The sequence below is a fragment of the Clostridium neuense genome (assembly GCF_045310695.1).
GTDB classification, from domain to species: domain Bacteria; phylum Bacillota; class Clostridia; order Clostridiales; family Clostridiaceae; genus Clostridium_S; species Clostridium_S neuense.
In genome coordinates this window covers 284234-310944 of sequence record NZ_JBJIAA010000001.1, presented here as the reverse complement: position 1 = coordinate 310944, position 26711 = coordinate 284234, and the positions used below count along the sequence as shown (strand labels likewise).

Sequence of the window (26711 nt, the reverse complement as noted above, 5' to 3'; positions counted from 1 at the left end):
TGATATGTATAACAGCGTAAAGGACGAGAAGAGGTTATTAAGATATACTTATCTTTTTTGCTTGGTTTGTTTTTTTAATTTATTTATAACAAAGGATCCTTTTGATAAAGGTGCTCTTGTATTATGTGGAATAATATGTTTTTTAATGGCATATTCGCATTTTATACTTAGAAAGTTTTATCCTGATGGAGACAAGTATGTACTTATATTTTCGTGCATTTTGTCATCTATAGGATTGGTTATGCTGTATAGAATCAAGACAGATCTTGCTGTAAAACAAATTATTTGGTTTATAGCAGGAATTGCAATATTTATACTTATTGTTGTACTCCTTCCGGAGCTTAAAAAGTATGCAAAATATAAATATGTATATATGGTTATTTGCTTGATTTTCATGGCAATGGCATCTATTCATGGTACAGCAAAGTATGGTGCTAAAAACTGGGTTTATATTGGTGGAATGGGATTTCAGCCATCTGAATTTGGAAAAATATTTTTTGTTGCATATCTGGCTGCTGCTTTAAAGGATTATAAAAACTTTAAGCAGTTAATAGAGCCAGCTGTTGTAGTAATGGTAAGTTTAGGATTTATGGTGCTTCAGAATGACTTGGGTTCAGCTTTGCTATTTTTTGGAATTTCCATTACTATGCTTTATATAGCAACCTCTAAATTGAAGTACATACTTGTGTGCTTAGTCTTGTTTATAATTGGCGGATTTTTAAGCTATAAACTATTTGGTCATGTTCGTTTAAGATTTATGATATGGAATAATCCATGGCCGTATAAGGCAAATCAAAGTTATCAGCTAGTTCAATCTATGTATTCTATAGCATGGGGTGGATTATTTGGCACAGGACTTGGACTTGGATATCCTAATTTTGTACCTGTGAGAGAGTCTGATTTTATATTTTCTGCCATATGCGAAGAAATGGGTGTATTAATGGGTTTTGCTATAATGATTCTTTATTTTTTGCTTTTTTACAGGTGTATGCGAGCTGCTGTATATGCAGAAGAAAATTTTTCAAGACTTCTTGCGGTAGGATATAGTGCTATGATAGCTTCTCAGGTTTTAGTAATAGTTGGTGGAGTTACTGGAATGATACCTTTAACTGGAATAACTCTTCCACTTATAAGTTCTGGTGGAAGTTCAATGATAATAATCTTTGTTGCCCTTGGTATAATCCAGAAGATATCAGAGGGAGGAAAATAAATGAATGATATTTCAAATAATATAAAAAAAGTTTTGATGGTTTTTATAATATTTTTTATTGTTACAATATCCTATATAACATACTTTGAGATGGTAACTGGACCTAAGATTGTAAACAATACAGATAATAAAAGATTATGGGCAAAGCGAAATGAGGTCTTAAGAGGTACTATATATGATAGGAATAAAAAGCCTTTAACAACCAGTGAAAGAGTAAATACACTTACTCAAAAAAGAAGCTATACGGGAGGAGCATTGTTTTCACATGTACTTGGCTATGTAAATCCAACCTATGGTATAACTGGACTTGAGGCTAAGTATGATCAATATTTAATGGGTGCAAAGGATGAGAGTTTAAAACAATTTTTAAATGATGTAATAAAAAATAAGGGCAATGTGCAAGCAGAAGATAAAAAAGGCGACGACTTAATAACTACCTTGGATTATAATGTTCAAAAAGAAGCCTTTGATGCACTTGGCGATAATAGAGGAGCTGTTGTTGCCTTAGATCCTAAAAGCGGCGAAATTTTAGCAATGGTATCAAAGCCATCCTTTGATCCAAATGATGATCAACTTAAAGCAAACTGGAATTCTCTAAGAAGTGACCCTAATATACCGCTTTTAAACAGAGCAGTTTCAGGATTATATCCGCCGGGATCTACCTTTAAGACTATAACTGCAATTAGTGCACTTGAAAATATATCTGGAATTCAAAATAGAACCTTTAATGATAATGGTGTACTTGTATTTAATTCTAAACAATCCTTAAGAAATTTTGAGGGAGAATCTTTTGGAAATATAGGTTTTAAGGATGCTTATGTGCACTCAAGCAACGTTGTGTTTGGAACATTAGGTATGGAACTAGGAAATGATAAGCTTAGGAAAACAGCAGAAGATTTTTATTTTAATAAGAATATACCTTGTGATGGGATAGTTATAGATAAAAGTAAGTTTCCAACACTTAAAAGCTATGAAGTTGGAAATAAAGCTCAAAGTGCAATAGGTCAGGCAAGCGATCTTGCTACTCCTATGCAAATGGCACTTGTGTCAGCCACTATTGCAAATGACGGAGTTATGATGAAACCTCATCTTGTAAAGCAAATTTTAGCTAGTGACGGAAGTGTTGTTGAGGATATTCAGGGAGAAAGCAATGGAAATATAATATCTAGTGATATTGCAGCTACTATGAGAAGTTTTATGAAAAACGTTGTGGCAGAGGGAACAGGTTCTAATGCAGCTATAGAAGGTGTTGATGTTTGCGGTAAAACAGGTACAGCAGACCATCAGGAGAATGGGAAGGACGCAAAACCACACTCTTGGTTTATAGGCTTTGCTCCATATAATAATCCTAAGGTTGCAGTAGCAGTTATAGTTGAAGACGGAGGGCAAGGTGGTGTTGCAGCTGCTAAAATTGCATCACAGGTAATGGGAACTGCACTTAACAAATAAAAATAAAATTTACGAAAGAGATTAAGAAAGGAGGGTGTATTTTGTTTGATTTTAAGTATCAGTTAAAGATTCTTCCAGATAGACCAGGTGTATATCTTATGAAGAATTCCTTGGGAGAAATAATATACGTAGGTAAGGCAAAAATATTAAAGAATAGAGTTAGGCAGTACTTTCAAAGTTCAAAAAATCATTCCGAAAAAGTTAAGGCTATGGTTAAAAATATAGCTGAGTTTGAGTATATAGTTACAGATTCTGAAATGGAAGCTCTTATTTTAGAATGTAACTTAATAAAAAAGTATAGGCCTAGATATAATATACTTTTAAAAGATGACAAACACTATCCTTTTATTAAAGTAACTATAAATGAGGATTTTCCAAGAATAATAATGACTAGAATGAAAGTAAAGGATGGAACAAAATATTTTGGACCATATCCTGAAGTTTCAGCAGTACATGAGACCTTAGATTTAATCAAAAAGATTTTTCCTATTAGAAGCTGCAAAATGGCAATTAAGGAAGGGCAGAAAAAAGTTAGGCCTTGTCTAAATTATTACATAAAAAGATGTAATGCGCCATGTGCAGGATTAGTAGGTAAAGAAGAGTATAGTATTATGATAAAAAATATACTTTCACTTCTTTCTGGAAGAGATGTTGAGATAATAAATGACTTAAAGAAAAAAATGAATAAGGCTTCAGAAGAGCTTGAATTTGAAAAAGCAGCAGCCTATAGAGATAAAATAAATGCTTGTGAAAAGATTCTTGAAAAACAAAAGATAATAGGAAGCAATTTTCAAGATGAGGATTTCATAAATGTATTCAGTGATGAAAAAGATAGCTGTGTTCAAATATTTTTTGTTAGAGCTGGAAAAATTATAGGTAGGGAGCATTTTACTTTTGATAATACAAGCGGACAAAGCAGTGAAGAAATAATATCTGAATTTATAAAAGAATTTTATGGAGGAACAGCATATATACCAAAAGATATATATGTTCCATGCGTTAATGATGTAGAGCTTTTACAGGATTGGCTTTCAATGAAAAGAGGTTCTAAGGTAAATATTAAGATACCACAAAAGGGTGAAAAAAAGGATTTGCTTGATATGGTGGGCAGAAATTCTAAAATTATGCTTGAACAATTTAAGTTGAAGCTTCTTAGTGATAAAAGGAATAATACAGCTGTTGTTGAGAAATTGGCTGAGTTTCTTAAATTAGATGATATACCACACAGAATAGAGGCATATGATATTTCAAACATTCAAGGTGTTGATTCTGTTGGTTCAATGATTGTTTTTGAAGACGGAAAAGCAAAAAATAGTGATTACAGAAGGTTTAAAATAAATTCTGTAAAGGGTGCTAATGATTATGAAAGTATGAGAGAAATTTTAACAAGAAGATTTAGACATGGATTGGAAGAAGTTAGAGCAATTGCAGAGAGTAAAATATCTTTAAGTGCAGGAAAATTTTGTGTTTTCCCGGATCTTATTTTAATGGATGGAGGTAAGGGGCAAATAAATATAGCTCTTGAAGTACTTAAAGAATTTAATATAGATATTCCAGTGTGCGGAATGGTTAAGGACGACAGACATAATACAAGAGGCATAATATATAACAATGAAGAATTAAATTTAAAGGGAAATTCTGATATAATGCATTTTGTTACTAGGGTTCAAGATGAAGTGCATAGGTTTGCTATAACTTATCATAGGAGTTTAAGAGATAAAAGAGTTCTTCATTCAGTATTAGATGATATACCTGATATAGGAGCTGCTAGAAGAAAAGAATTGCTTAAAGCTTTTGGCAGTATAGAAAATATAAAAAAAGCAACCTACGAGGAACTAATAAAAACACCATCTATAAGTAAAAAAGCAGCCGAAAGTATTATTCAATACTTTAAAAGAACTTCACAGTCCACAATGCACAATAACTGAGAATTGTGCACTGTGAATTGTAATAGTTGGGAGGATTGATATTTTGAAATACATAGTTGATTTGCATACTCATAGTATAGTAAGTGGGCATGCTTTTACAACGCTTTTTGAAAATATAAAGCAAGCAGGCTTAAATGGAATAAAAGTACTTGGTACTAGTGAACATGGACCTAACATGCCTGGTGGACCACATATATTTTATTTTGGTAATATGAAGAAAAATATTCCTAGAGAACTTTATGGTGTAACTATATTAAGAGGCTGTGAAGCTAATATAATTGATTATGAAGGTAATATAGACTTACCGGAAGAGACTCAAGAAAAACTAGATTATATAATAGCAAGTCTTCATGATGTGTGTATTACTCCTGGAACTATTGAAGAAAATACAAGAGCAGTTTTAAAGGTTATGGACAATGAAAGAATAGATATACTTGGTCATTTAGGAAATCCTGCTTTTCCAATTAATAAAGAGGCTGTAGTAAAAAAAGCAAAAGAGGCAAATGTAATTATAGAAATAAATAATGGTTCATTAACAGGTTCTAGAGAAGGAAGCAAGGAAAATTGCATTGAGATAGCTAAGCTTTGTAAAAAAAATGGAGTAAAAGTTATATTATCTACAGATGCGCACATATCTTTAAAAATAGGTAAATTTGAAAAGGCACAAGAAATAGTGGAAAGGGTGAATATGCCTGAGGAGCTAATAATAAACAACAAAGAAAGTAAAATTTTTGATTATTTGAAGTCAAAAGGAAAGTTGATTGATATTTAAACTTGATTATGGGCTTACTTTAAATTATACTAACTTTATATTAATATTTTGAGGAGATGTACTATGAATTATATTCAGTATTTTGTGGCAGAACTTAATAAGTTTATGGATGAGGATGATATTAAAATTGATGTGCCTATGAAGAAGTACACATCTTTTAAAGTTGGTGGTAATGCTGATTTACTTGTGACACCTAAAAAATATAAAGATGTAAGTAAAATAATAGATTTATGTAAAGATAATAATATAGATTACTATATAGTAGGTAATGGATCTAACATTCTCGTAAAAGATGGCGGACTTAGAGGAGTTGTTATAAAACTATCAAAGCTTGATAATATAACTATAGATGGTGAAGAACTTATAGCTCAAGGGGGAGCTTCACTTGGTGATGCTAGCATAAGATCTCGTGATGAAAGCTTAACTGGTCTTGAATTTGCATGTGGAATTCCTGGTACAATCGGGGGAGCAGTTGCAATGAATGCTGGTGCATATAATGGCGAAATAGTGGATGTAATAGACAGCGTACTGGTTATGGATGATAATGGACAAATATTGAGATTAAGCAATGAAGAATTAGAACTTGGATATAGGACCAGTATAATATTGAAACATAATTATATTGTATTAGAAGCAAGCTTTAAGCTTCAAAAAGGAGATCATGATAAAATTGCTGGAAGAATAAGTGATCTTATGAGAAGGAGAAGGGAAAAACAACCTCTTGAATATCCTTCTGCAGGTAGTACCTTTAAAAGACCAGAGGGACATTTTGCCGCAAAACTCATCCAAGATAGTGGACTTAAAGGAGCTCAGATGGGAGGAGCCCAAGTATCTGATAAACATTCTGGGTTTATTATTAACAAGGAAAATGCCACAGCTAAAGATATTTTAGATTTAATACATTTTGTTCAAAAGACAGTTAAAAACAAATTTGATGTAGAGCTCGAGCCAGAAGTTAGAATCTGGGGAGAGGATAGATAGAAATCTTTAGCTTCGTTAAATTATCTGCTGAAGTTGTACAGTTATTTTGTATAAGCAACTTCAGCATTTTGTGTTATAATTAAGGTGATTTTACCACAATAAGTACTAAAATGAGGAGGCGGTAAAAATGAGATTTGTCATTGTTACAGGATTATCTGGGGCTGGAAAAACTCAGGCAATAAGGAGTCTTGAAGATTTAGGATATTTTTGCGTTGATAATTTGCCTTCAACACTTATACCAAAGTTTGCAGAGGCATGTTTTCAAACCCAAGGAATAATAGATAGAGTTGCTCTAGTATTAGATATTAGAGGTGGAAAATTTTTTGATAATATTTTTGAGGCTTTGGATTACCTTAAAAATAATGGCTATAACTATGAAATATTATTTCTTGATGCTTCAGATGAAGTTCTTATAAAGAGGTATAAGGAGTCTAGAAGAAAGCATCCGCTTGCACCAGAAGGAAGAATTATTAATGGCATAGAGCTTGAAAGAAAAAAATTAGAAGAAATTCGAAATATGGCAAATAATATAATTGACACTTCAAAGCTTGCAACAAGAGAACTTAAGGAAAAGATAACATTAATATATCAAAAGGAAGGCCAAATTGAGACTAAACTTATAGTAACAGTAGTATCTTTTGGATTCAAATATGGAATTCCAGTAGATTCCGATCTTGTTTTTGATGTCAGATTTCTACCTAATCCATTTTATATACCAGACCTTAAACACTATTCTGGAAATGAAGAACCAGTAAGTAAATATGTAATGTCCTTTCCTCAAACACAGAGTTTTATTGATAAGCTTCATGACATGCTTAAATTTTTAATACCAAACTATGTTAAAGAGGGCAAAAGGCAGCTCATAATTTCAATAGGCTGCACAGGAGGAAGACATCGCTCAGTAACTATAGCAAATGAAATCTATAAAAGGTTAAAAAAAGATGGGCAAATTGTTAATATTGATCATAGAGATATTGAAGAGGATATTAATAAAGGTGGTAAAAAACTATGAAATTTATAGATTGGATAAAGCCTGGTATTAGACTCAAGAGATGGATTATGCTTGGTCTCATTGGAATTTTTTTTATGGCCTTTGCTCTTGCAGAACTTATAAGATGGGGAATCTTCTATAATATTTATTATAGAGCATTTTATATTTTTCTAATCATAACTGGTGGCTTTATAGTTTATATTTCAATCACTCAAGGAATGCGCTCTGTAATATCGCTTATAAATAAAGGGTATTTGAGCGTATCCTTGGATTCTAGAAGATTAAGCAATTTGATATATGAAAAAAGACTTCTTGTTAAAGGACCTAAGATTGTTGCAATAGGAGGCGGAACAGGGCTTTCAACTATGCTTAGAGGACTTAAGGATTATACTTCTAATATAACTGCAGTTGTTACCGTTGCAGATGATGGAGGAGGTTCAGGTGATCTAAGAGAAGACCTTGGAATGTTAGCACCAGGAGATATAAGAAACTGCATACTTGCCTTATCAGATACAGAACCGCTTATGCAGGAATTACTTCAATACAGATTTAAGGATGGAAGGCTAAAAAATCAAAGCTTTGGAAATTTATTCCTTGCAGCAATGGATGGAATTTCAGGGAATTTTGAAGAGGCTGTTCGTAAAATGAGCTCTGTACTTGCAGTAACTGGTAAAGTAATCCCTGTTACACTTGAAAATGTGGTTTTAAAGGCAAAGTTAAAAAATGGAGTTATAGTAGAAGGTGAATCAAATATACCAGAAGCGGCAAACCTATATGAGAGCCCTATAGAAAAAGTTTTTATAGATCCTAAGGATGCAAAGGCACTTAAGGAGACTGTAGAAGCCATAAAGGATGCAGATGCCATAATTTTAGGACCTGGAAGCTTGTATACAAGTGTAATTGCAAACCTTTTAGTAAAGGATGTAGCTGTTGCACTTCAAAAAACAAAGGCGCTTAAATTATATGTTTCAAATATAATGACACAGCCAGGAGAAACAGACGATTTTAGTGTATCTGATCATATAAAGGCAATATTTAAACATGTTGGAGGAAAAGTTGTAGATTATACCGTTGTTAATGTAGGTGGTATTGACGAAAATTTAAAAGGTAAGTATTTTGAAAAAACCTCTGAACTTGTTGAAATAGATGAAAAGGAATTAAGCAAAATTGGAGTTGGAGTTATTAAAGGAGATTTTATAAAAGTAAAAGATGGTCTTGTAAGACATGATTCTGACAAATTAGCAGCAATTTTAATTGAGACCATTATGGATAAGAAGTTGTTCTACGATAAAAAGAAAATAATAGAATATTTCTATTTATCACAAAGATTAAAAGAAAATAAGGTTACTAAAAATAGGGAGTAATAAAAAATGTCGTTTTCATCAAAAGTAAAAGGAGAAGTTTGTAGATACAGTGAATATGATAGGAGCAATGCTGTAGCTCTTTTATCGGCTATTATGAAGTCAAGTGGAACTTTATCACTTGAAGGAAATAGAAAAATAAGCTTTAGAATTGTAACTGAAAATCCAGCTATAGCAAGGCTTATTTTTAAGCTTTTAAAGGAGTTTTTTTCAATTCATACGGATTTAATGGTGAAGAAAAGCAACTCTTTAAAGAAAAATAATGTGTATGTAGTATGCATAACAGAAGAAATGGGAGTAAGAAATTTACTTAAAGAAATGGGTATACTTAAAAATGAAGATGATGTACTTGAGATTAATTATAGTATACCTCCTGAACTTGTTAAGGATGAAGAAAATAGAAAGATGTATATAAGAGGGGCATTTTTAGGAGGTGGAAGTGTAAGTAATCCTGAAAAGATGTATCATCTTGAATTTGTAACTCATGATGAAGAATATGCAAATGATTTAAGCAATTTAATAAACACGTACAATTTAAATTCAAAGGTGATAAAAAGAAAAAGCAGCTATGTAGTTTACATAAAAGAAGGAGAGCATATAGTTGACCTTTTAAATATTATTGGAGCACATACTAATCTTTTAGAACTTGAAAATATACGAATTATGAAGGAAATGAGAAATAACGTAAATAGGTTAGTAAATTGTGAAACAGCGAACTTAAGTAAAACGGTTAATGCTTCTGTAAGGCAGGTAGAAAGTATTAAACTTATACAGAAAGAAATTGGGCTTGCAAGGCTTCCAGAAAATTTACGTGAAATTGCAGACTTAAGGCTTAATTATCCAGATGAATCTTTAAAGGAACTTGGAAAAATGCTAAATCCGCCTGTTGGAAAGTCAGGTGTTAATCATAGGCTGAGACGTATAGAAAAGATTGCAGAAGAAATAAGAAAGGAGGGAAAATAAATTTAATGTCAAAGCATGAGGAAATAATAAACCACATTATGATGCTTAAGGCTGGTACTAAAATTTCCGTCAGAAGTATAGCAAATAAGTTAGAGGTTAGTGAAGGAACAGCATATAGAGCAATTAAGGAGTGTGATAAACTTGGACTAGTAACTACTATACCGAGGGTAGGAACTATAAAAATAGATAAAGTTGAGAAAAAAAATATAGAAGTGCTTACCTATGGAGAAATTGTAAGTATAATAGATGGAAATATACTTGGCGGTAAGAATGGTATAGATAAAACTCTTAACAAGTTTGTTATAGGCGCTATGACAGCAGAGGCTATGATTAAATATATTAGTCCAGGAAGTTTAACTATAGTTGGAAATAGGGAAGATGCTCAAAAGCTATCACTTCTTAACAATTCAGCAGTGCTTATAACTGGTGGATTTGGATGTAGTGATGAAATTAAGAGGTTAGCGGACGAAAAAGAACTTCCCGTTATATCTTCAAATTATGATACCTTCACTATTGCGAGTATAATTAATAAAGCTATATCTGAAAATTTAATCAAGAAGGATATAATTTTAGTTGAAGATATTATGAATGATAACCCACAGTGCCTAAAGTACGATGATCCTGTTAAAAAGCTTAAGAAATATTTAAAAATCAGTGATATACATAAATTACCTGTTGTAAATAAGAATAAAAAGGTGATGGGTATTATTAATTTTAAAGGGTTGGGGGATGAAATAGAAAGCGAGGATATTATTGGAAATTTTATAAATGAGGAACCTTTAATTGTAGATTGCAAAACAACTGTGGCATACGCAGCACATATTATGGGATGGAAAAATATAAATATGTGCTTAGTGGTTGATAATAGTAAAAGACTTATTGGAACAATAGGACAAAAAGAGATATTTGGAGCAATCAGGTATGCTCTCAGTCAGCCTCAAGCAGGCGAAACAATTGAAGATATGATACTTAAGAACTTTGAATATTCATATACAGAGGATGGCATGCATTTCTATGGTAAAATAGTATCTGAAATGCTAGAACCACTTGGAGCAGCTTCTTGGAATTCTTTAGGCATGCTTTTATCGACAGCGGCTACGATGACGTTGAAAAATAAAAATAATATAAATGTTTCTGTTGACAGTATATCAAATTATTTTATGAAACCAGTGCAAATGGACAGTAGTATTAATATATATACCAGAGTGATAGACTTTGGAGGATTTTTTGCTAAGGTTGAGGTGGAAATGGTTAACGATGATGGTGAAGATATAGCTAGATCAATACTCTCCGCCAAAATCCTAAAAATACAATAATCCTACGCGGGGTTTGGGCGTGAGCCCATTATCCTTCTATAACCATAAGTAACTACTTTTTTAACAACAATACAAAACGTAAGAAAAGCTAAAAGTAAGGACGCGGGGTTTGGGCGTGAGCCCATTATCCTTCTATAACCATAAGTAACTACTTTTTTAACAACAATACAAAACGTAAGAAAAGCTAAAAGTAAGGATGCGGGGTTTGGGCGTGAGCCCATTATCCTTCTATAACCATAAGTAACTACTTTTTTAACAACAATACAAAACGTAAGAAAATTTATATCTTAGAAAGGAGGAAATTATATGGAGGATATTTTTAAAGATTTTGTTCATCTACATGTACATACAGAATATAGTCTTCTAGATGGTTCTGGAAAGATAGAAAAGCTCGTTAAAAGGGCAAAAGAACTCGGGATGAAGGCTCTTGCAATAACGGATCATGGAGCTATGTATGGGTGCGTTGAATTTTATAAAGCGGCTAAAGAAGTAGGAATAAAACCAATAATAGGCTGTGAAATTTATGTTGCATCTAAATCAATGAAGATCAAACAAAATGATCCTGAAAATGAAACGCATCATCTTGTGCTTCTTGTTAAAAATGAAACTGGTTATAAAAATCTCATGAAAATTGTTTCAAAAGCATCTATAGATGGATTTTATTATAAACCAAGAGTTGATCACGATTACTTGAAAGAGCATAGTGAGGGACTTATAGCTTCAAGTGCTTGTCTTGCTGGAGAAATACAGTCTGATTTACTTAAGGGTAGGTTTGAAAAGGCTAAAGAAACGGCACTTTTCTATAAAGATATATTTAAAGATGGTTTTTATCTAGAACTTCAGGACCATGGAATAAGTGAACAGCTAAAAGTAAATGAACTCGTTATAAAGCTTTCAAAAGAACTTGATATTCCTCTTATTGCAACTAATGATGTCCATTATATAAATAAAGAGGATTCAAGAGCTCACGATATACTTTTATGTATACAAACAGGAAAAACTGTTGATGATGAAAATAGAATGAAATATGTTCCAGAACAGTTTTACTTAAAATCTCAAGAAGAAATGTATAATCAATTTTCATATATAAAGGAAGCACTTTTGAACACTTCCAAAATAGCGGATGAGTGTAACTTTGAATATAAATTTCATGAATCAAAGCTTCCTAATTTTCCACTTCCAGAAGGTACGGATCACTATTTGTATCTAGAGGATTTGTGCATGAAAGGTCTTCGAGAAAGGTATGACAGTATAACTGATGAACTCAAGAAAAGGCTTTATTATGAACTTGGAGTAATAAAGCAAATGGGTTATGTTGATTATTTTCTTATAGTTTGGGACTTTATAAGATTTGCAAGGGAAAATGATGTCCCAACAGGACCGGGAAGAGGTTCAGGTGCAGGGTCACTTGTTGCATATACACTTGGAATAACGAAAATTGATCCTATTAAGTATAGCTTGATCTTTGAAAGATTTTTAAATCCAGAGAGAGTATCAATGCCTGATATTGATAGTGATTTTTGCTATGTAAAAAGGCAGAAGGTTATAGATTATGTGGTTGAGAAATATGGTAAGGATTGTGTTTCCCAAATTGTAACTTTTGGAACTATGGCGGCAAGACTTTGCATAAGAGATGTTGGAAGAGCTATGAACTATTCTTATGCAGAAGTTGATAGAATAGCTAAAATGATTCCATCAGTACTTAATATAACTATAGAAAAGGCACTTGAACTTAATCCTGAACTTAAAGAAGCATACGATTCAGATGATAGAATAAAGGATCTTATTGACGTTGCAAAAACATTAGAAGGACTTCCAAGACATACGTCAACACATGCTGCTGGTGTTGTAATATCATCTCAGCCGCTTGTAAATTACGTACCGCTTCTTAAAAATGAAGATTCAATTGTTGCACAGTTTACTATGGGAATACTTGAAGAACTTGGACTTTTAAAGATGGATTTCTTGGGACTCAGAACCTTGACGGTTATAAAAGATACCATAGATATGATTAAAGAAAATCAAGGTATAGACATAGATATAGATAAAATAAGCTTTGAAGATGAAAAAGTTTATAAAATGATAGGTGATGGAAAAACTGTTGGTGTTTTTCAGCTTGAATCTCCTGGAATGACAAGCTTTATGAAGGAATTAAAGCCAGATAGTTTAGAGGATATAATAGCCGGTATAAGCCTTTATAGACCTGGTCCTATGAGTGAAATACCTAGATACATAAAAAATAAAAATAATCCTGTTGGAATAGAGTATCTTACACCAGAGCTTGAGCCTATTTTGAAGGTTACATATGGATGTATGGTTTATCAGGAGCAGGTAATGCAAATCGTAAGAGATCTTGCAGGGTATTCTATGGGTAGAAGTGACCTCGTAAGGCGTGCAATGTCTAAAAAGAAGCATCATGTTATGGAAGAAGAAAGACATAATTTTATATATGGAATCACAAACGAAAAGGGAGAAGTTGAAGTTCCTGGTTGTGTAAGAAATGGAATATCAGAACAAATTGCAAATAAAATATATGATTTAATGATGGATTTTGCAAGCTATGCTTTTAACAAGTCTCATGCTGCCGCTTATGCTGTAGTTGCCTATGAAACTGCATATTTAATTTGCTATTATCCAGCAGAATATATTGCTGCAATGCTTAATAGTGTTATTGGAAATAACGAGAAGGTAGCATTTTATACAAGATTTGCAGATAAGCTTGGAATACAAATTTTGCATCCAGATATAAATGAAAGCTATTCAAAATTTACAGTTAAAGGTAAGACTATAAGATTTGGAATGGCATCCATTAAGAATGTAGGAGTTAATGTAGTGGAAAGCATAGTAAAAGCAAGGAATGAAAGTGGAAAGTTTTCATCCTTTACCGACTTTTGTAATAAGATCGATATGTCTTGCGTTAATAAAAAGGCAGTTGAAAGCATAATTAAGGCTGGAGGTTTTGATAGTATTGGTGTTTATAGATCACAGCTTATTTCAGTGTTTGAAAAAGTTATGGATGGAGTATCAAACCAGCAAAAGAAAAATATACAAGGTCAAATGAACTTATTTACAGACTTTAACGAAAAAACTTACGATGATATTGAAATAAAATATCCTGACATAAAAGAATATGATAAAAAATATATACTTGCAATGGAAAAGGAAATGACGGGAATATACCTTTCAGGTCATCCTCTTGAGGATTACGAGAATACTTTGGAAAGTGTTACTAATACAAAAATATCGGATATAATTGGAAATGAATCTTTAGAAGACGGTGAAAGCTTAGAGCAGGATAATGGAATAGTAGATGGAGCCAGGGTTATTATAGGCGGAATAGTTACGGAAGTTACGAAGAAGGTAACTAAAAATAATACTATGATGGCCTTTATAAGAGTTGAGGATATGTATGCTGGTATAGAAATTGTTGTATTTCCTAAAATTTTTGAAAAAAATATTTCATACATAAAAGAAGATGAGCTGGTAATAATAAAGGGTAGAATCAATAAAAGAGAGGATGAACAGCCTAAAATATTATGTGAAGATATTTCACCTCTCATAAAAATAAGCAATGAAAAACTTTATATTTTGGTTGAAAGCGAAAGTGAAGTTAAAGCAGCTTTAAGCAAAATAAGGGAGATTGGACTTGTATATAAAGGCAATATTCCAATTTATTTATGTACTAAAAAAGAAAGAAAAAAATTTTTAATTGATAAATCCATGTGGGTTGAAAAAAATGTTGATTCAATGAGTTTTTTAAAAGATAAATTTGGCGAAACTAATATAAAAGTGCTATAATGTTATTTGGATGTTAATTCATTTGTTACATTAAATAAAATAATAATAGAAGTTTTATAAAAATGTCTTAATATTTTTATATGTAGGGTTTATTTTACACAAGGCATTGAATATTTATTTGTTTTCGATTAAAATTAAATAGAAGTCTAGTTGTTTTAATATTGTAAATTACTATTGTCAAGTTGTAAAATATGTGGGACAAGTTAAGTCCCTGCGGTCGTAGGAGGTATATGAATATGAAGACTATAGCAGTACTTACAAGTGGTGGAGATGCACCAGGAATGAACGCTGCAATTAGGGCGGTAGTTAGAACTGCACTAGATAAAGGTCTTAAAGTTATGGGAATACAAAGAGGATACAGCGGCCTTATAAATGGTGAGCTCTTTGAAATGCAGAGACATAGTGTTTCTGACATAATTCAGAGAGGAGGAACAATACTTAGAACTGCAAGATGTGCTGAATTTTTAAAAGAAGAAGGAAGAAAAAAAGCGGCAGATGTCTTAAGGGTATTTGGCGTTGATGGTCTTGTTGTAATAGGAGGAAATGGCTCTTTTATGGGAGCACAGAAGTTATCTAAATTAGGAATAGCAACTGTGGGTCTTCCAGGTACCATTGATAATGATTTATCTTATACTGATTACACAATTGGTTTCGACACTACACTTAACACTGTACTTGATGCTATCAATAAACTTAGAGACACTTCAACTTCTCATGAAAGAGTAAGTATAGTTGAGGTTATGGGAAGAGATTGTGGTGATATAGCATTGTATTCTGGAATTGCAGGTGGAGCTGAAAGTGTTATTATACCGGAAAAAGGCTATGATTTTGATAAATTGTGCAAAACAATACTTGAAGGAAAACTAAATGGTAAAATGCATAATTTGATAATTCTAGCAGAAGGTGTTGGCGGTGCAGCAGAACTTGCAAAAAAAGTTGAAGAGGTTACTGGAATAGAAACAAGATCCACTATTTTAGGGCATATCCAAAGAGGTGGAAGTCCATCAGCTTTTGATAGAATGCTTGCATCAAGAATGGGAGTAAGAGCTGTGGAAGCTTTAATAGAAGGTAAAACATCTAGAGTAGTTGGAATAAGAGATAATAAAATAGTTGATGATGACATTGATGATGCCTTGGCTATGCCAAGAAAATTCAATGAAGAGCTTTATAATATAGCTAATATGCTTTCAAAATAAATTTATATATATATATTTAAGTTTTCAAATCATATTTTATAAGAAATGAGGAGAGTAATATAATGCAAAGAACAAAAATGATATTTACACTTGGACCTGCAAGTGAAAATGAAGAAGTAGTATCAAAATTTATTGAAGCAGGAATGAGCGCTTCAAGACACAATTTTTCACATGGAGACCATGAAGAGCACAAAGGAAGAATAGACCTTGTAAGAAAGGTTGCTAAGAAGTATAACAAACCAATAGCAATAGTACTTGATACAAAGGGACCAGAAATCAGAACTGGAGACTTTAATCCTTCAAAATTAGAACTTGAAAAAGGTTCAAAATTCACTATTTTATGTGGAGAAGATATAGTTGGAGATGCAACAAAATGTTCAATTTCCTATAAAGGTTTATATAAAGATGTAAAACCTGGAAATACTATATTAATTGATGATGGTTTGGTTGGACTTACAGTTGAGTCAGTAGAAGGAACAAATATAAACTGTGTTGTTGCAAATACTGGTTTAGTTGGAAGCCATAAAGGAATAAATGTTCCTAACGTTTCAATTCAACTTCCAGCAATGACTGAAAAGGATAAGGAAGACCTTATTTTTGGATGTGAAATTGGAGTAGATATGGTTGCAGCATCATTTGTTAGAAAAGCTGCTGATGTACTTGCAATAAGAAAAGTACTTGAAGAAAATGGTGGAAGTGATATTCAAATATTCTCAAAGGTTGAAAGCCAAGAGGGTGTTGACAATATAGATGAAATTATAAAATTCTCCGATGGTGTAATGGTTGCAAGAGGAGATATGGGAGTTGAAATTCCTATAGAAAGAGTTCCATTAATCCAAAAGATGATAATTAAAAAATGTAATAAAGCTGGAAAGGCAGTTATAACTGCAACTCAAATGCTTGATTCGATGATAAGAAACCCAAGACCAACAAGAGCAGAAGCATCAGATATAGCTAATGCAATATATGATGGTACAGATGCTATAATGTTAAGTGGAGAAAGTGCTAATGGTTCATATCCTGTAGAAGCTGTTCAGACTATGTCAAGAATAGCAAGAGAAGCAGAATCACAAATTAACTATAAAGAGTTTATAGCTAAGAGAAGAGAAGCTACAATACCAAACGTAGCAAATGCTATAAGTCTTGCTACTTGCACAACTGCAATGGAATTAGAAGCTTCAGCAATAATAACTGCAACTCAAACAGGAAATACTGCAAGAATGGTTTCAAAATATAGACCAAGTGTTCCAGTTATAGCAGTTACTCCAAATGAAAGTGTTGCAAGAAAGCTTGCATTAAACTGGGGAGTATATCCAATAGTATCAGATAAATTTGAATCAACTGACGAACTTATAAATTCATCAGTAAGCACTGCTTTAGCATCAGGATATGTAAAGAAGGGTGACTTAGTAGTTGTTGCAGCAGGAATACCTGTTGATATGTCAGGAACTACTAATATGTTAAAAGTTCACATCGTTGGTGATGTACTTGTTCAAGGAAAAGGTGCAGCACACAATTTTGGACGTGGAATAGCTAAAGTTGTAAATGATGCAAAAGAAGCAGAAGCAAAAATTGAAAAAGGTGATATATTAGTTGCTAAGACTTTAGATAAAGATTATATAAATGTTCTTGACAAAGTAGCTGGTGTAATAGCTGAAAAAGGTGGATTAACTTCACACTTAGCTATTGAGTGTTTATCAAAAGATATTCCTCTTATAGTGAATGCAGGAGCAGCAACTAAGCTTATAAAATCTGGCTCAGAAGTTACTTTAGATGCAGGAAGAGGTATTGTTTACTCTGGAAATGCTAATATAAAATAGTTAGAGCTTGAAAAGAAAGAGACTGTTTGTCATAAGGATTTGCAGTCTCTTTTTATTTATGTTAAAAAATTTTTTTATTATGTATATTATTTTGCTATTGTGGTTAAAATGATAAGATGATAAAATATAATGATAAAAAGAATTAAATGGCAACTGATTCTTTTAACCTATACCGCGTTTATATTAAAATTTTTCATAACAAATCTGCTTTTTTTTCTAAATGTTAAAAATTTAATTTAAATATGGCAGCTAAAGCGGTATTTATTCTACTTGCACCTTAGGGTGCTTTTTTTATTGCCTTCATTTAAATAAGTATAAAAATTAAGCACTTATTTAAAACATAGCTTTTTAGAATATATAGATGCACCGCTTTAACTCGATGGAAATAAATTGCATTTTGTATTTCATTGACATACGTATGTATTTAATATAGAATAAATATGTTGAATAGGTACTAAAAAAGGCGAAAAGCAGGAGGCTATTTTAATGAGAAGAAGACTTTCATTCGTTTTGGCTTTAATTATGCTAACATCTTTTGTTTTAACTGGATGCAGTGCTAAAGCGAATAGGAAAAGGAAATTTAGTAGTGATGTAATAAAAATTGGTGTATTTGAGCCGATGACTGGTGCTAATGCAGCAGGTGGAGAGCTTGAAGTTGAAGGGGTGAAATTAGCAAATAAACTTTATCCAACAGTTAATGGAAAAAGGGTGGAATTGGTTTTTGCTGATAATAAATCGGACAAGGTAGAAGCAGCCAGTGCAGCTTCAAATCTTGTAGAACAAGAAAATGTAAATGCTATTATAGGAAGTTGGGGAAGCGGAAATTCAATGGCTGCTGGCGATGTTATTAAAGAAGCGAAGATACCCACCGTGGGAGCTTCATGTACAAGCCCATTAGTTACAGCAGGTAATGATTATTACTTCAGAGTTTGTTTTATTGATCCTTTTCAAGGAACTGTTATGGCTAAATATGCAGCAAATGAATTAAAGGTTAAAAAAGTAGCTTTACTTCAAGAAGTATCAAGCGATTATTCGGTGGGAATATGTAAGTTCTTTTCTGATGCATTTAAAAAGCTTACTAAAAATGAAAATGCTATTATAGCTAAAGAAAATTATAATACGGGTGATCAAGATTTTACAGCACAGCTTACAACTATAAAAAGTAAGCATCCTGATGCTATATTTGCACCAGGTAATTTTACAGAAGGAGCTTTAATAATAAAGCAGGCTAGGCAACTTGGAATAAAAGTTCCTATAATAGGGGGAGATACTTGGGAAACACCTGAGTTTATAGATATAGGCAAGGAGGCAGTAGAAGGAACAGTTTTTTCAACCTTCTTTGCAACTGAAAAGCCTATAACTGAAGAATCAAAAAAATTCCTTGCAGCTTATAGAGCACAATATAAGAAAGAACCAGCAGCGGTTACGGCTTTATCATATGATGCTTATTTGGTAATACTTGATGCTATAAAAAGAGCAAATTCAGTAGATCCAGTGAAAATAAGAGATGCAATTGCTAAAACTAAAAATTTCCCTGGAGCAGCAGGAGTTATTACTATCGATGAAAACAATAATGCTGTTAAAGATGCAGTGTTAAAAGTAGTAAAGAACGGAAAATTTACTTATCTTGATACTATAAAAGCAAATGGAAAATAGAATGAGGTGATTAATAATATGACTTTTGAAATTTTTATGCAGCATTTGGCTAATGGAATCTCTCTTGGAAGCCTGTATGCACTTATAGCTATAGGTTATACAATGGTTTATGGTATATTAAAACTTATAAACTTTGCACACGGTGATATATTTATGATGGCAGCTTATTTTGCTTTCTTTGGAGTAGCAACCTTTGGACTGCCATGGTATTTTGCATTCATAATAGCGATAGCTATGACAGGTATACTGGGAATGACAATAGAATTTGCGGCGTATAGACCGCTTAGATCAGCACCAAAGATATCTATTTTGATCTCAGCAATTGGTGTATCCTTTTTACTTGAGAATTTAGCTGTAGTTCTATTTGGTGGAAGACCAAAAGCATTTCCAACACCAAAGATATTTACTAATGTAGTTAATATAGGTGGTGTATCGATTCAAAACCTTAGTTTTATAATTCCTGTGGTAACTATAGTGCTTTTATTTCTACTTTTATATTTAGTTAATAAAACAAATGTTGGTATGGCTATGAGAGCAGTTTCTAAGGATGTAGATACTGCAAAGCTTATGGGTATTAACGTAAATAGAATAATTTCTTTTACATTTTGCATAGGTTCCATGCTAGCGGCTATAGGAGCTGTTATGTGGTCACTTAAATATCCACAGATAGTTGCACTTATGGGAATGATACCAGGCTTAAAATGCTTTATAGCAGCAGTTATTGGCGGTATAGGAGACATAAAGGGAGCTGTTATTGGAGGTTTTATTCTTGGAATAGGTGAAATAATGTTAGTAGCATTTTTGCCAGGTTTAACTGGATATAGAGATGCATTTGCTTTTGTACTTTTAATAGTAATATTAATATTTAAACCTACTGGAATAATGGGCAAAAATTTAACAGAGAAGGTGTAAACTTATGTTGAAAAAAAACAAGCTTTTAAATATAGCACTTATTTTGGTTATATTTTTACTTTTAATTTTTGCAGATAATTATTTGGATAATTACAAAATAAGAATTTTAAATCTATGTGCAATATATACAATTTTGGGACTTAGCATGAATCTTATAAATGGATTTACTGGACTGTTTTCATTGGGACACGCGGGCTTTATAGCAGTTGGAGCTTATACAACAGCTCTGCTTACAATGGCTCCTAAGGTTAAAAATCAGAATTTTTTTATGGAACCTTTAATATCACCTTTAAATCATATATCAATTTCTTTTCTTCCAGCATTAATTATAGCCGGAATTGTTTCTGCAGTATTGGCATTTTTAATAGCAGCACCAGCGCTTAGACTTAAAGGTGACTACCTTGCAATTGCAACCTTAGGCTTTGCTGAAATAATAAGAATTATTTTGAATAACTTACAAAGTTTAACTAATGGTGCTTTAGGGCTTAGAGGTATTCCTAATACTACAAATTTATATTGGAGTTTTGGAGTTGCTATTTTTACCGTTATAGTGATAGTTTCACTTATAAATAGTTCTTTTGGAAGAGCATTAAAGGCTATAAGAGAGGATTCTATTGCAGCTGAAAGTATGGGAATTAATTTATTTAAGCATAAAACCATAGCTTTTACTACAGGTGCTTTTTTCGCAGGAATAGGAGGAGGACTTTTAGGAAACTTGCTTGGAACAATAGACCCTAGCATGTTTAAATTTGTACTTACCTTCAATATACTCCTTATAGTAGTAATTGGTGGAATGGGAAGTGTGACTGGTTCTATAATTTCAGCTTTTGTTGTAACTATTTTAGGTGAGTTACTGAGATTTCTGGATATGGAAAAGGAATTTGGAATTGGGTTTATTAAGTTTCAAGGTATACCGGGATTAAGAATGGTTGTTTTCTCAGTGCTTTTAATGGTTATAGTTTTATTCTTTAGAAATGGAATTATGGGGACAAAAGAGTTTAGCTGGAAATCTATATTTAGAATTTTTACTAAAAAACCTCTAAAACAAGGAGGGAAAAACTAATGGCATTGCTTAAAGTGGAAGATGCTACAATGCAGTTTGGAGGCCTTACTGCTGTTAAAGATTTTAATCTTGAGATAAATGAAGGTGAAATAGTATCTTTAATAGGACCTAATGGAGCAGGTAAAACTACAGCTTTTAATATGATAACGAATGTTTATACGCCTACAAAAGGTAAAATAATTTTTAATGGTAAGGATATTACAGGCAAAAGGCAGGATCTTATAACAAAAGAGGGAATTGCAAGAACCTTTCAGAATATACGACTTTTTAAAGATTTAAATGTACTTGATAATGTATTGATAGCTAATCATGTTCATATAAAATCAAATTTTATTGAAGCTATACTAAAGCTTCCAAAATACAAAAGAGAGGAAAAAGAAATGCTTGATAAGTCTCTTGAACTTTTAAGGGATTTGGGCTTAGAAGATTTAAAATACGAGAAATCAAGCTCACTTCCTTATGGTAAACAGAGAAAGCTTGAAATAGCAAGGGCGCTTGCAACTAATCCAAAGCTTCTTTTACTTGATGAACCAGCAGCAGGTATGAATCCAACAGAGACGGATGAACTTTCTGAATTTGTAAAAGAGATAAAGGATAAATATAAATTATCAATATTTATGATAGAGCATCATATGAGTATGGTCATGGGCTTGTCAGATAAGATACAGGTTTTTGAGTATGGAATTACCATAGCTAAAGGCACTCCTTCTCAAATACAAAATGATAAGAAGGTTATAGACGCATATTTGGGGGTATCCGAGGATGATTAAAATAAAGGATTTAGTAGTGGCATATGGTGGTATAGAGGCTTTAAAAGGTATAAGCCTAGAGGTGCCAAGTGGCAAAATAGTTACCTTGGTTGGAGCTAATGGAGCCGGTAAGAGTACAACATTAAAAGCGGTAGTTGGACTTGTAAAACCTAAAAGTGGAGCTATAGAGTATGAAGGTAAGGATTTAACAAAGATTAGTACTGAGAGTATGGTTAGAAATGGAATAGCTTTGGTGCCAGAAGGAAGAAAAGTTTTTGAAGATTTAACTGTGCTTGAAAATTTAAAAATAGGTGCTTATTCTAGAAAAGATCGTAAAGGCATAGAAGATGATTTGGAAAAGGTTTATTCTTTATTTCCCAGGTTAAAGGAAAGAACCTGGCAGCTATCTGGAACCTTATCTGGTGGAGAGCAGCAAATGCTTGCCATAGGACGAGCTCTTATGTCAAGGCCAAAATTAATAATGATGGATGAGCCTTCTCTTGGTCTTGCACCTATAATAGTAAAGGGATTATTTGAGATTATAAAAAAAATAAATAAAGATGGTATGACCGTTCTTTTAATAGAGCAGAATGCTAACGCAGCTCTAAAAATAGCTGATATTGGCTACATCATGGAAACAGGAAGAATAACTTTGAGTGGTACTGGAAAAGAACTGCTTAATAATGATGAAATAAAGAAAGCATACCTAGGAGAAACAGCAGCGAAATAATAAAATCAGAGTACAGAGTAAAGAGTAGAGTGAAGGATGATTTTTCTTCGCTACTGCTGGGGAAAATCTTAAACTTAATGCTTGCACATGGCATAAACAATAGTGTCCAGCGAAACTGATACTATTAAGTTCTAAGATTTACGCCAAAATTCCGTAGGTACGGAGGAATTTTTTCCTTGTACTACTGTGAGAGCTAAGTAACAATGCTGAAGTAACGATTTAAAAAAATCCTAATAAATTTTGACTCAAAAATCATAAAATACTTAGATATTTCAATCTGTTTGAGCGTTTTTTCAGCGAGTAAACATGCACGAGGTTTGGGCTTTGCGCATTATCCTTCTATACTTCAAGCAAGCACTCGCTTAGAATTGCCACTGAGATTTATAGGATTTTTTTAATGCGACGAAGCATTGTTACTTAGCATTATTTTTAAATGAATAGCTGAATATCTGATGAAGTAGCATCCTTTAGATAGTCTTTTGCTTCAATAATTTCAAGCTGTGGTAAAAGTTCTTCTTTTTTAAAACCCATGACGTCTACTGAGAGCTTACATCCATAAAATTTAATTCCTTTTTTTATTGCGCCATTTAAAAAGTTTTTTAGAGTTGGAGTTTCATCCTCAGCCATCATAGCTTGAAGCATTTTTTTACCCAAACCAGAAAAATTCATTTTGGAAAGTGGAAGTTCTTCTGGACCCTTTGGAGTCATTGCACCAAACATTTTTTCCATTGCAGTCTTATTTTCTTCAGATACTTTGTCTGGGTCTCTTAAAATAAAAAGTCCCCAGAAGGCAAAAAAGATACTTACATCCATATCTGCTTCTGCTGCTGTATTTGCAAGAATAAGAGCAACTAAAGCCTTATCATATTCACCGCTGAATAATAATAAACTTAATTTTTTCTTCATTTAAGGAGCCTCTTTTCATAAATAGTTTTTTTATAGTATTTCCGTTAGAACATTTATAAATGTATTAATTTTTGATATTTGTGATAAATATGGTGACATCATTAAAATTTATTACTATACATAAAAATTCCTTTAAAGTGAAATAATAATGTAAACTAATCATTGCAGGAGGGAAATTTATGGCTAAGTTAATGTGCAGTGCTAATACCTGTGTAAATAATATAAATGGATTATGTACAGCAAGTACTATAAATGTTCATGGAATAAGGGCTCATGCTTCAGATGGAACTGAATGTGAGACTTTTGCAGAGAGAGGAATAAGAAATGCTCTTTCTAATTTGACTAATATGAATATACCAGGAGAAATAAGACAAATTTTTGCAGGAAGTTCTATAGAAATGAGTCCTAAAATAAAATGTCAGGCTGTAAATTGTAAGCATAATGCAAACAAAGAATGTATAGCTAGAACTGTGCAGATTTACGGACCTGGAGCAGTTACTAGTGAAGGAACAGAATGTGAAACCTTTGTAGAGCAATAGGGATGAAAATAGAGTAGAGAGCAGAGTGAAGGTTAATTTTCTGTTGAAGCAGAAAATTTAAAACTTATACTGTACTCTGTCATCTTTACTCTGATTTCTTAGGCTTCTACCTGTAAAACTTTATGTTTGATAACTCGTAGTACTCCGTTGTCATCGTTGCTTCTAGCAATAAACCGTCCGTGCTTTTTAACTCCATCGGGAGCATTTTCCATAACATAGCTGTGATATACATTTTGAAGCATTGAGACATCATTATAATAGTCACCAAATGCCATGGTCTCATTTTCTGTTATTCCAAAATAATCTTGAAGAAATTTTATTGAAGTTCCTTTGTTTATGTCATTTCGTCCTATATCAAGCCATACTTGTCCTGAAATTGTGAGTTGAAGGCGTTTGCTCCATTTTTCAGATAGAGCTAAATTAGAATTATTTGCGGGCCCTTTAGGGTCATATACAGCTATCTTAAAAAGCTCATCATCAATTTCATCAAAGCTATTGGCTGCAGCACATCTGTGATAATACTTTTTTACTTCATCAACAAATTCAGCAGACTTATCAAGTACATATGCACTTTTTTTGCCGCATAAAACTGCCTTGCAATCAGAAAGTTTGTTTAGATCCTTGATAACTTCAGTAACCATTACTCTGTCTAAGGTTTTGGAAAATAATTCTTTATCGTTTTTAACTATAAAGGCACCATTTTCAGCTATAAAAGTAATCTTATCTTTAAAATCAGCAAGGTTATCCCTTAGGGTGAAATACTGTCTTCCGCTTGCAACACAAAATGTAATTTCTTTATCAAATAAATTATTTAAAATTGTTGAAAATTCATCAGGAATTTGTCCATTGCTGTTAAGCAGTGTTCCATCCATATCTGTAGCAATTAATTTTATCATGCACGTTACCTCCGAGTTGGTATAAAATATACTTATATTATATCATAATACATATGGAAGTTCAGCCGGTAGATATGTTTCCAGAAACCGGGCACGTTGAGACGATTTGTTTTATGGAACGTAAATATATCTTTAAATCAAAGGGCTAGAGAGATTTAGCCCTTTTTTATGTTCGTTATATATTATTTTTTAAAAATATTTGTTAAATTAAATCTGCAGCGATAGTACCCATCTCATTACTATATATATGGACTGTTGTTAAGTGAGGGTCAATAATACTAGATTCATGAGAGTCATCGAAGCCAGTTACAAGAATATCCTCAGGAATTTTTATGTTTTTATTTTTCAAAGCTTTTACTAAACCAACTGCAACAAAGTCATTTACGTGTACGAATGCTGAAGGAAGTTTATCCATAGCATCAAGTTTGCTATTTATCCAATCTGGACTTACATATGGAAATTTATCATCTTCAGTTATACAAAAAGATAAGTCAAGCTTTAAAGCGGTGCAGTCTATGAAAATAGTAGGAAGTCCTAGATTATTTATTAGTTGTGTATAAGCTTTATTAAATAACTCAATGCATACTATCCCATCAACATTCTTCAATTCAAAATTATTTGGAAGGATAAGCGCATCAATTTCAGCTTGCCTTATAATATGAATAGATAGATTTTCATTATTTATAAAAGCAAATTGTTTATATTTTAATTCAACAGTTTTTTTTATAATTCTATTTTTAGTTGATTCAGGTATACTATCATTTCCGTTCAAGGCTTTAGATACTGTATTTCTAGAAAGATTTAATGAATCGGCAATATCTTGTATAGTAACTTTTTCTTTGCTCATTTGTATTCTCTTAATATTATTTACTCCGTTATACACAAAATACCTTATAGGATAGACTTTTTTATAATGTTTACTCTATAGGGTACATTTTATTTTGAGGGGTTTTTTATTTAGGCTTAAATATGTTTATAATTAAATTTAGATAAAAATTTAATTGGAGCAATAAAGTTTCAAGGATAAATGCCCATTTGAAAAGGGAATAATATTAACAGGAAATTATTACAGTTCCAAGGTTCTTAAAGTTGAAGATTATATTAATAAGAATAAAGATAAAATTATAAATAAAAGTTTTAAGGCGGATTTTCTAATAAGAAAAACGTTTTTAAAAGCTTCTATCAGAGTGACGAATCTAGATTTAAGGAGAAGGGACATTATGGATTAGGCCTTTATATTGTTAAAAATTTAGTTGATAAATTTAAAGGTTCTGTTGAAGCTAACAATAATGCTTGTGGAGGAGCAGCGGTTAAAATATATATTCTTATTGAGTAAGTAAGCTTTTTAATAGTTTATTGTTAATTAATGTAGAAAAAATATGAATATGATATAATAAGAAATCAGAGTAAAGAGTAGAGAGCAGAGAGTACAGTGAAGGTTAATTTTCTGCTGATGCAGAAAATTTTAAAAATTA

At 32.3% G+C, this 26711-nt stretch carries 21 protein-coding genes and 1 pseudogene; 19 read left to right on the top strand and 3 right to left on the bottom strand.

Going from position 1 to position 26711, the window contains the following annotated elements:
- Positions 1 to 4 precede the first annotated feature (4 nt).
- From ACJDT4_RS01370 to ACJDT4_RS01290, 17 genes are all read left to right on the top strand, one after another.
- Positions 5 to 1210, top strand: a complete 1206-nt coding sequence (locus tag ACJDT4_RS01370) for an FtsW/RodA/SpoVE family cell cycle protein (RefSeq protein WP_406785733.1) — start codon at positions 5 to 7, stop codon at positions 1208 to 1210.
- A complete protein-coding gene (locus ACJDT4_RS01365) occupies positions 1211 to 2659 on the top strand; it encodes a peptidoglycan D,D-transpeptidase FtsI family protein (protein ID WP_406785732.1) in 1449 nt (482 codons plus the stop codon).
- A 41-nt stretch (positions 2660 to 2700) separates the two neighbouring features.
- Positions 2701 to 4587: an excinuclease ABC subunit UvrC gene (gene uvrC, locus ACJDT4_RS01360; RefSeq protein ID WP_406785731.1), complete on the top strand. Its 1887-nt coding sequence runs from the start codon at positions 2701 to 2703 to the stop codon at positions 4585 to 4587.
- A gap of 43 nt (positions 4588 to 4630) precedes the next feature.
- On the top strand, positions 4631 to 5359 hold the full coding sequence (locus ACJDT4_RS01355) for a phosphatase (protein ID WP_406785730.1): 729 nt from the start codon (positions 4631 to 4633) through the stop codon (positions 5357 to 5359).
- 63 nt (positions 5360 to 5422) lie between these two features.
- A complete protein-coding gene (gene murB, locus ACJDT4_RS01350; protein ID WP_406785729.1) occupies positions 5423 to 6340 on the top strand; it encodes a UDP-N-acetylmuramate dehydrogenase in 918 nt (305 codons plus the stop codon).
- A gap of 127 nt (positions 6341 to 6467) precedes the next feature.
- Positions 6468 to 7352, top strand: a complete 885-nt coding sequence (rapZ, locus tag ACJDT4_RS01345; RefSeq protein WP_406785728.1) for an RNase adapter RapZ — start codon at positions 6468 to 6470, stop codon at positions 7350 to 7352.
- Entirely contained in the window at positions 7349 to 8695 is a 1347-nt protein-coding gene (locus ACJDT4_RS01340; protein WP_406785727.1) for a gluconeogenesis factor YvcK family protein, read from the top strand. Before rapZ ends, ACJDT4_RS01340 begins: the two co-directional genes overlap by 4 nt.
- Before the next feature lie 6 nt (positions 8696 to 8701).
- On the top strand, positions 8702 to 9655 hold the full coding sequence (gene whiA, locus ACJDT4_RS01335; RefSeq protein ID WP_406785726.1) for a DNA-binding protein WhiA: 954 nt from the start codon (positions 8702 to 8704) through the stop codon (positions 9653 to 9655).
- A gap of 5 nt (positions 9656 to 9660) precedes the next feature.
- Positions 9661 to 10971: a DRTGG domain-containing protein gene (locus ACJDT4_RS01330; RefSeq protein WP_406785725.1), complete on the top strand. Its 1311-nt coding sequence runs from the start codon at positions 9661 to 9663 to the stop codon at positions 10969 to 10971.
- Positions 10972 to 11277: 306 nt separating this feature from the next.
- Positions 11278 to 14769 carry a DNA polymerase III subunit alpha gene (locus ACJDT4_RS01325; RefSeq protein WP_406785724.1) on the top strand — a complete coding sequence of 1164 codons (3492 nt, stop codon included), beginning with the start codon at positions 11278 to 11280 and terminating at the stop codon, positions 14767 to 14769.
- 236 nt (positions 14770 to 15005) lie between these two features.
- Positions 15006 to 15965: a 6-phosphofructokinase gene (gene pfkA, locus ACJDT4_RS01320; protein ID WP_406785723.1), complete on the top strand. Its 960-nt coding sequence runs from the start codon at positions 15006 to 15008 to the stop codon at positions 15963 to 15965.
- Positions 15966 to 16027: 62 nt separating this feature from the next.
- Complete coding sequence (gene pyk, locus ACJDT4_RS01315) at positions 16028 to 17785, top strand: pyruvate kinase (RefSeq protein WP_406785722.1); 1758 nt, start codon at positions 16028 to 16030, stop codon at positions 17783 to 17785.
- 486 nt (positions 17786 to 18271) lie between these two features.
- Positions 18272 to 19441, top strand: coding sequence for an ABC transporter substrate-binding protein (locus ACJDT4_RS01310; RefSeq protein WP_406785721.1), 1170 nt, complete (start codon positions 18272 to 18274; stop codon positions 19439 to 19441).
- 18 nt (positions 19442 to 19459) lie between these two features.
- Entirely contained in the window at positions 19460 to 20353 is an 894-nt protein-coding gene (locus tag ACJDT4_RS01305; RefSeq protein WP_406785720.1) for a branched-chain amino acid ABC transporter permease, read from the top strand.
- Between the two features lie 4 nt (positions 20354 to 20357).
- Positions 20358 to 21416, top strand: a complete 1059-nt coding sequence (locus tag ACJDT4_RS01300; protein ID WP_406785719.1) for a branched-chain amino acid ABC transporter permease — start codon at positions 20358 to 20360, stop codon at positions 21414 to 21416.
- Positions 21416 to 22186, top strand: a complete 771-nt coding sequence (locus tag ACJDT4_RS01295) for an ABC transporter ATP-binding protein (RefSeq protein ID WP_406785718.1) — start codon at positions 21416 to 21418, stop codon at positions 22184 to 22186. The genes ACJDT4_RS01300 and ACJDT4_RS01295 overlap by 1 nt, the downstream gene beginning before the upstream one ends.
- Positions 22179 to 22895, top strand: a complete 717-nt coding sequence (locus ACJDT4_RS01290; RefSeq protein ID WP_406785717.1) for an ABC transporter ATP-binding protein — start codon at positions 22179 to 22181, stop codon at positions 22893 to 22895. Before ACJDT4_RS01295 ends, ACJDT4_RS01290 begins: the two co-directional genes overlap by 8 nt.
- Before the next feature lie 429 nt (positions 22896 to 23324).
- On the opposite strand, the gene ACJDT4_RS01285 is transcribed toward ACJDT4_RS01290, so the two are convergent.
- Complete coding sequence (locus ACJDT4_RS01285; RefSeq protein ID WP_406785716.1) at positions 23325 to 23801, bottom strand: DsrE/DsrF/DrsH-like family protein; 477 nt, start codon at positions 23799 to 23801, stop codon at positions 23325 to 23327.
- 179 nt (positions 23802 to 23980) lie between these two features.
- On the opposite strand from ACJDT4_RS01285, the gene ACJDT4_RS01280 reads away from it, so the two are divergent.
- Positions 23981 to 24340: a DUF1540 domain-containing protein gene (locus ACJDT4_RS01280; protein WP_406785715.1), complete on the top strand. Its 360-nt coding sequence runs from the start codon at positions 23981 to 23983 to the stop codon at positions 24338 to 24340.
- Positions 24341 to 24438: 98 nt separating this feature from the next.
- Here ACJDT4_RS01280 and ACJDT4_RS01275 read toward each other — a convergent pair whose 3' ends face one another.
- Both ACJDT4_RS01275 and ACJDT4_RS01270 read right to left on the bottom strand, forming a co-directional pair.
- Positions 24439 to 25236, bottom strand: a complete 798-nt coding sequence (locus tag ACJDT4_RS01275) for a Cof-type HAD-IIB family hydrolase (protein ID WP_406785714.1) — start codon at positions 25234 to 25236, stop codon at positions 24439 to 24441.
- A gap of 202 nt (positions 25237 to 25438) precedes the next feature.
- Positions 25439 to 26083, bottom strand: a complete 645-nt coding sequence (locus ACJDT4_RS01270) for a LacI family DNA-binding transcriptional regulator (RefSeq protein ID WP_406785713.1) — start codon at positions 26081 to 26083, stop codon at positions 25439 to 25441.
- Between the two features lie 324 nt (positions 26084 to 26407).
- Between ACJDT4_RS01270 and ACJDT4_RS01265 the strand changes: the two are divergent.
- A pseudogene (locus ACJDT4_RS01265) lies at positions 26408 to 26572 on the top strand (ATP-binding protein); the annotation flags it as partial.
- Positions 26573 to 26711: the final 139 nt, after the last annotated feature.

Coding starts and splice junctions, on each gene's coding strand:
- ACJDT4_RS01295 (WP_406785718.1), top strand. CDS start 21,416: ATGGCATTGCTTAAAGTGGAAGATGCTACAATGCAGTTTGGAGGCCTT.
- ACJDT4_RS01370 (WP_406785733.1), top strand. CDS start 5: ATGTATAACAGCGTAAAGGACGAGAAGAGGTTATTAAGATATACTTAT.
- ACJDT4_RS01330 (WP_406785725.1), top strand. CDS start 9,661: ATGTCAAAGCATGAGGAAATAATAAACCACATTATGATGCTTAAGGCT.
- ACJDT4_RS01285 (WP_406785716.1), bottom strand. CDS start 23,801: ATGAAGAAAAAATTAAGTTTATTATTATTCAGCGGTGAATATGATAAG.
- rapZ (WP_406785728.1), top strand. CDS start 6,468: ATGAGATTTGTCATTGTTACAGGATTATCTGGGGCTGGAAAAACTCAG.
- murB (WP_406785729.1), top strand. CDS start 5,423: ATGAATTATATTCAGTATTTTGTGGCAGAACTTAATAAGTTTATGGAT.
- ACJDT4_RS01310 (WP_406785721.1), top strand. CDS start 18,272: ATGAGAAGAAGACTTTCATTCGTTTTGGCTTTAATTATGCTAACATCT.
- ACJDT4_RS01280 (WP_406785715.1), top strand. CDS start 23,981: ATGGCTAAGTTAATGTGCAGTGCTAATACCTGTGTAAATAATATAAAT.
- ACJDT4_RS01305 (WP_406785720.1), top strand. CDS start 19,460: ATGACTTTTGAAATTTTTATGCAGCATTTGGCTAATGGAATCTCTCTT.
- whiA (WP_406785726.1), top strand. CDS start 8,702: ATGTCGTTTTCATCAAAAGTAAAAGGAGAAGTTTGTAGATACAGTGAA.
- ACJDT4_RS01365 (WP_406785732.1), top strand. CDS start 1,211: ATGAATGATATTTCAAATAATATAAAAAAAGTTTTGATGGTTTTTATA.
- ACJDT4_RS01325 (WP_406785724.1), top strand. CDS start 11,278: ATGGAGGATATTTTTAAAGATTTTGTTCATCTACATGTACATACAGAA.
- ACJDT4_RS01290 (WP_406785717.1), top strand. CDS start 22,179: ATGATTAAAATAAAGGATTTAGTAGTGGCATATGGTGGTATAGAGGCT.
- ACJDT4_RS01275 (WP_406785714.1), bottom strand. CDS start 25,236: ATGATAAAATTAATTGCTACAGATATGGATGGAACACTGCTTAACAGC.
- pyk (WP_406785722.1), top strand. CDS start 16,028: ATGCAAAGAACAAAAATGATATTTACACTTGGACCTGCAAGTGAAAAT.
- ACJDT4_RS01270 (WP_406785713.1), bottom strand. CDS start 26,083: ATGAGCAAAGAAAAAGTTACTATACAAGATATTGCCGATTCATTAAAT.
- ACJDT4_RS01300 (WP_406785719.1), top strand. CDS start 20,358: ATGTTGAAAAAAAACAAGCTTTTAAATATAGCACTTATTTTGGTTATA.
- pfkA (WP_406785723.1), top strand. CDS start 15,006: ATGAAGACTATAGCAGTACTTACAAGTGGTGGAGATGCACCAGGAATG.
- ACJDT4_RS01340 (WP_406785727.1), top strand. CDS start 7,349: ATGAAATTTATAGATTGGATAAAGCCTGGTATTAGACTCAAGAGATGG.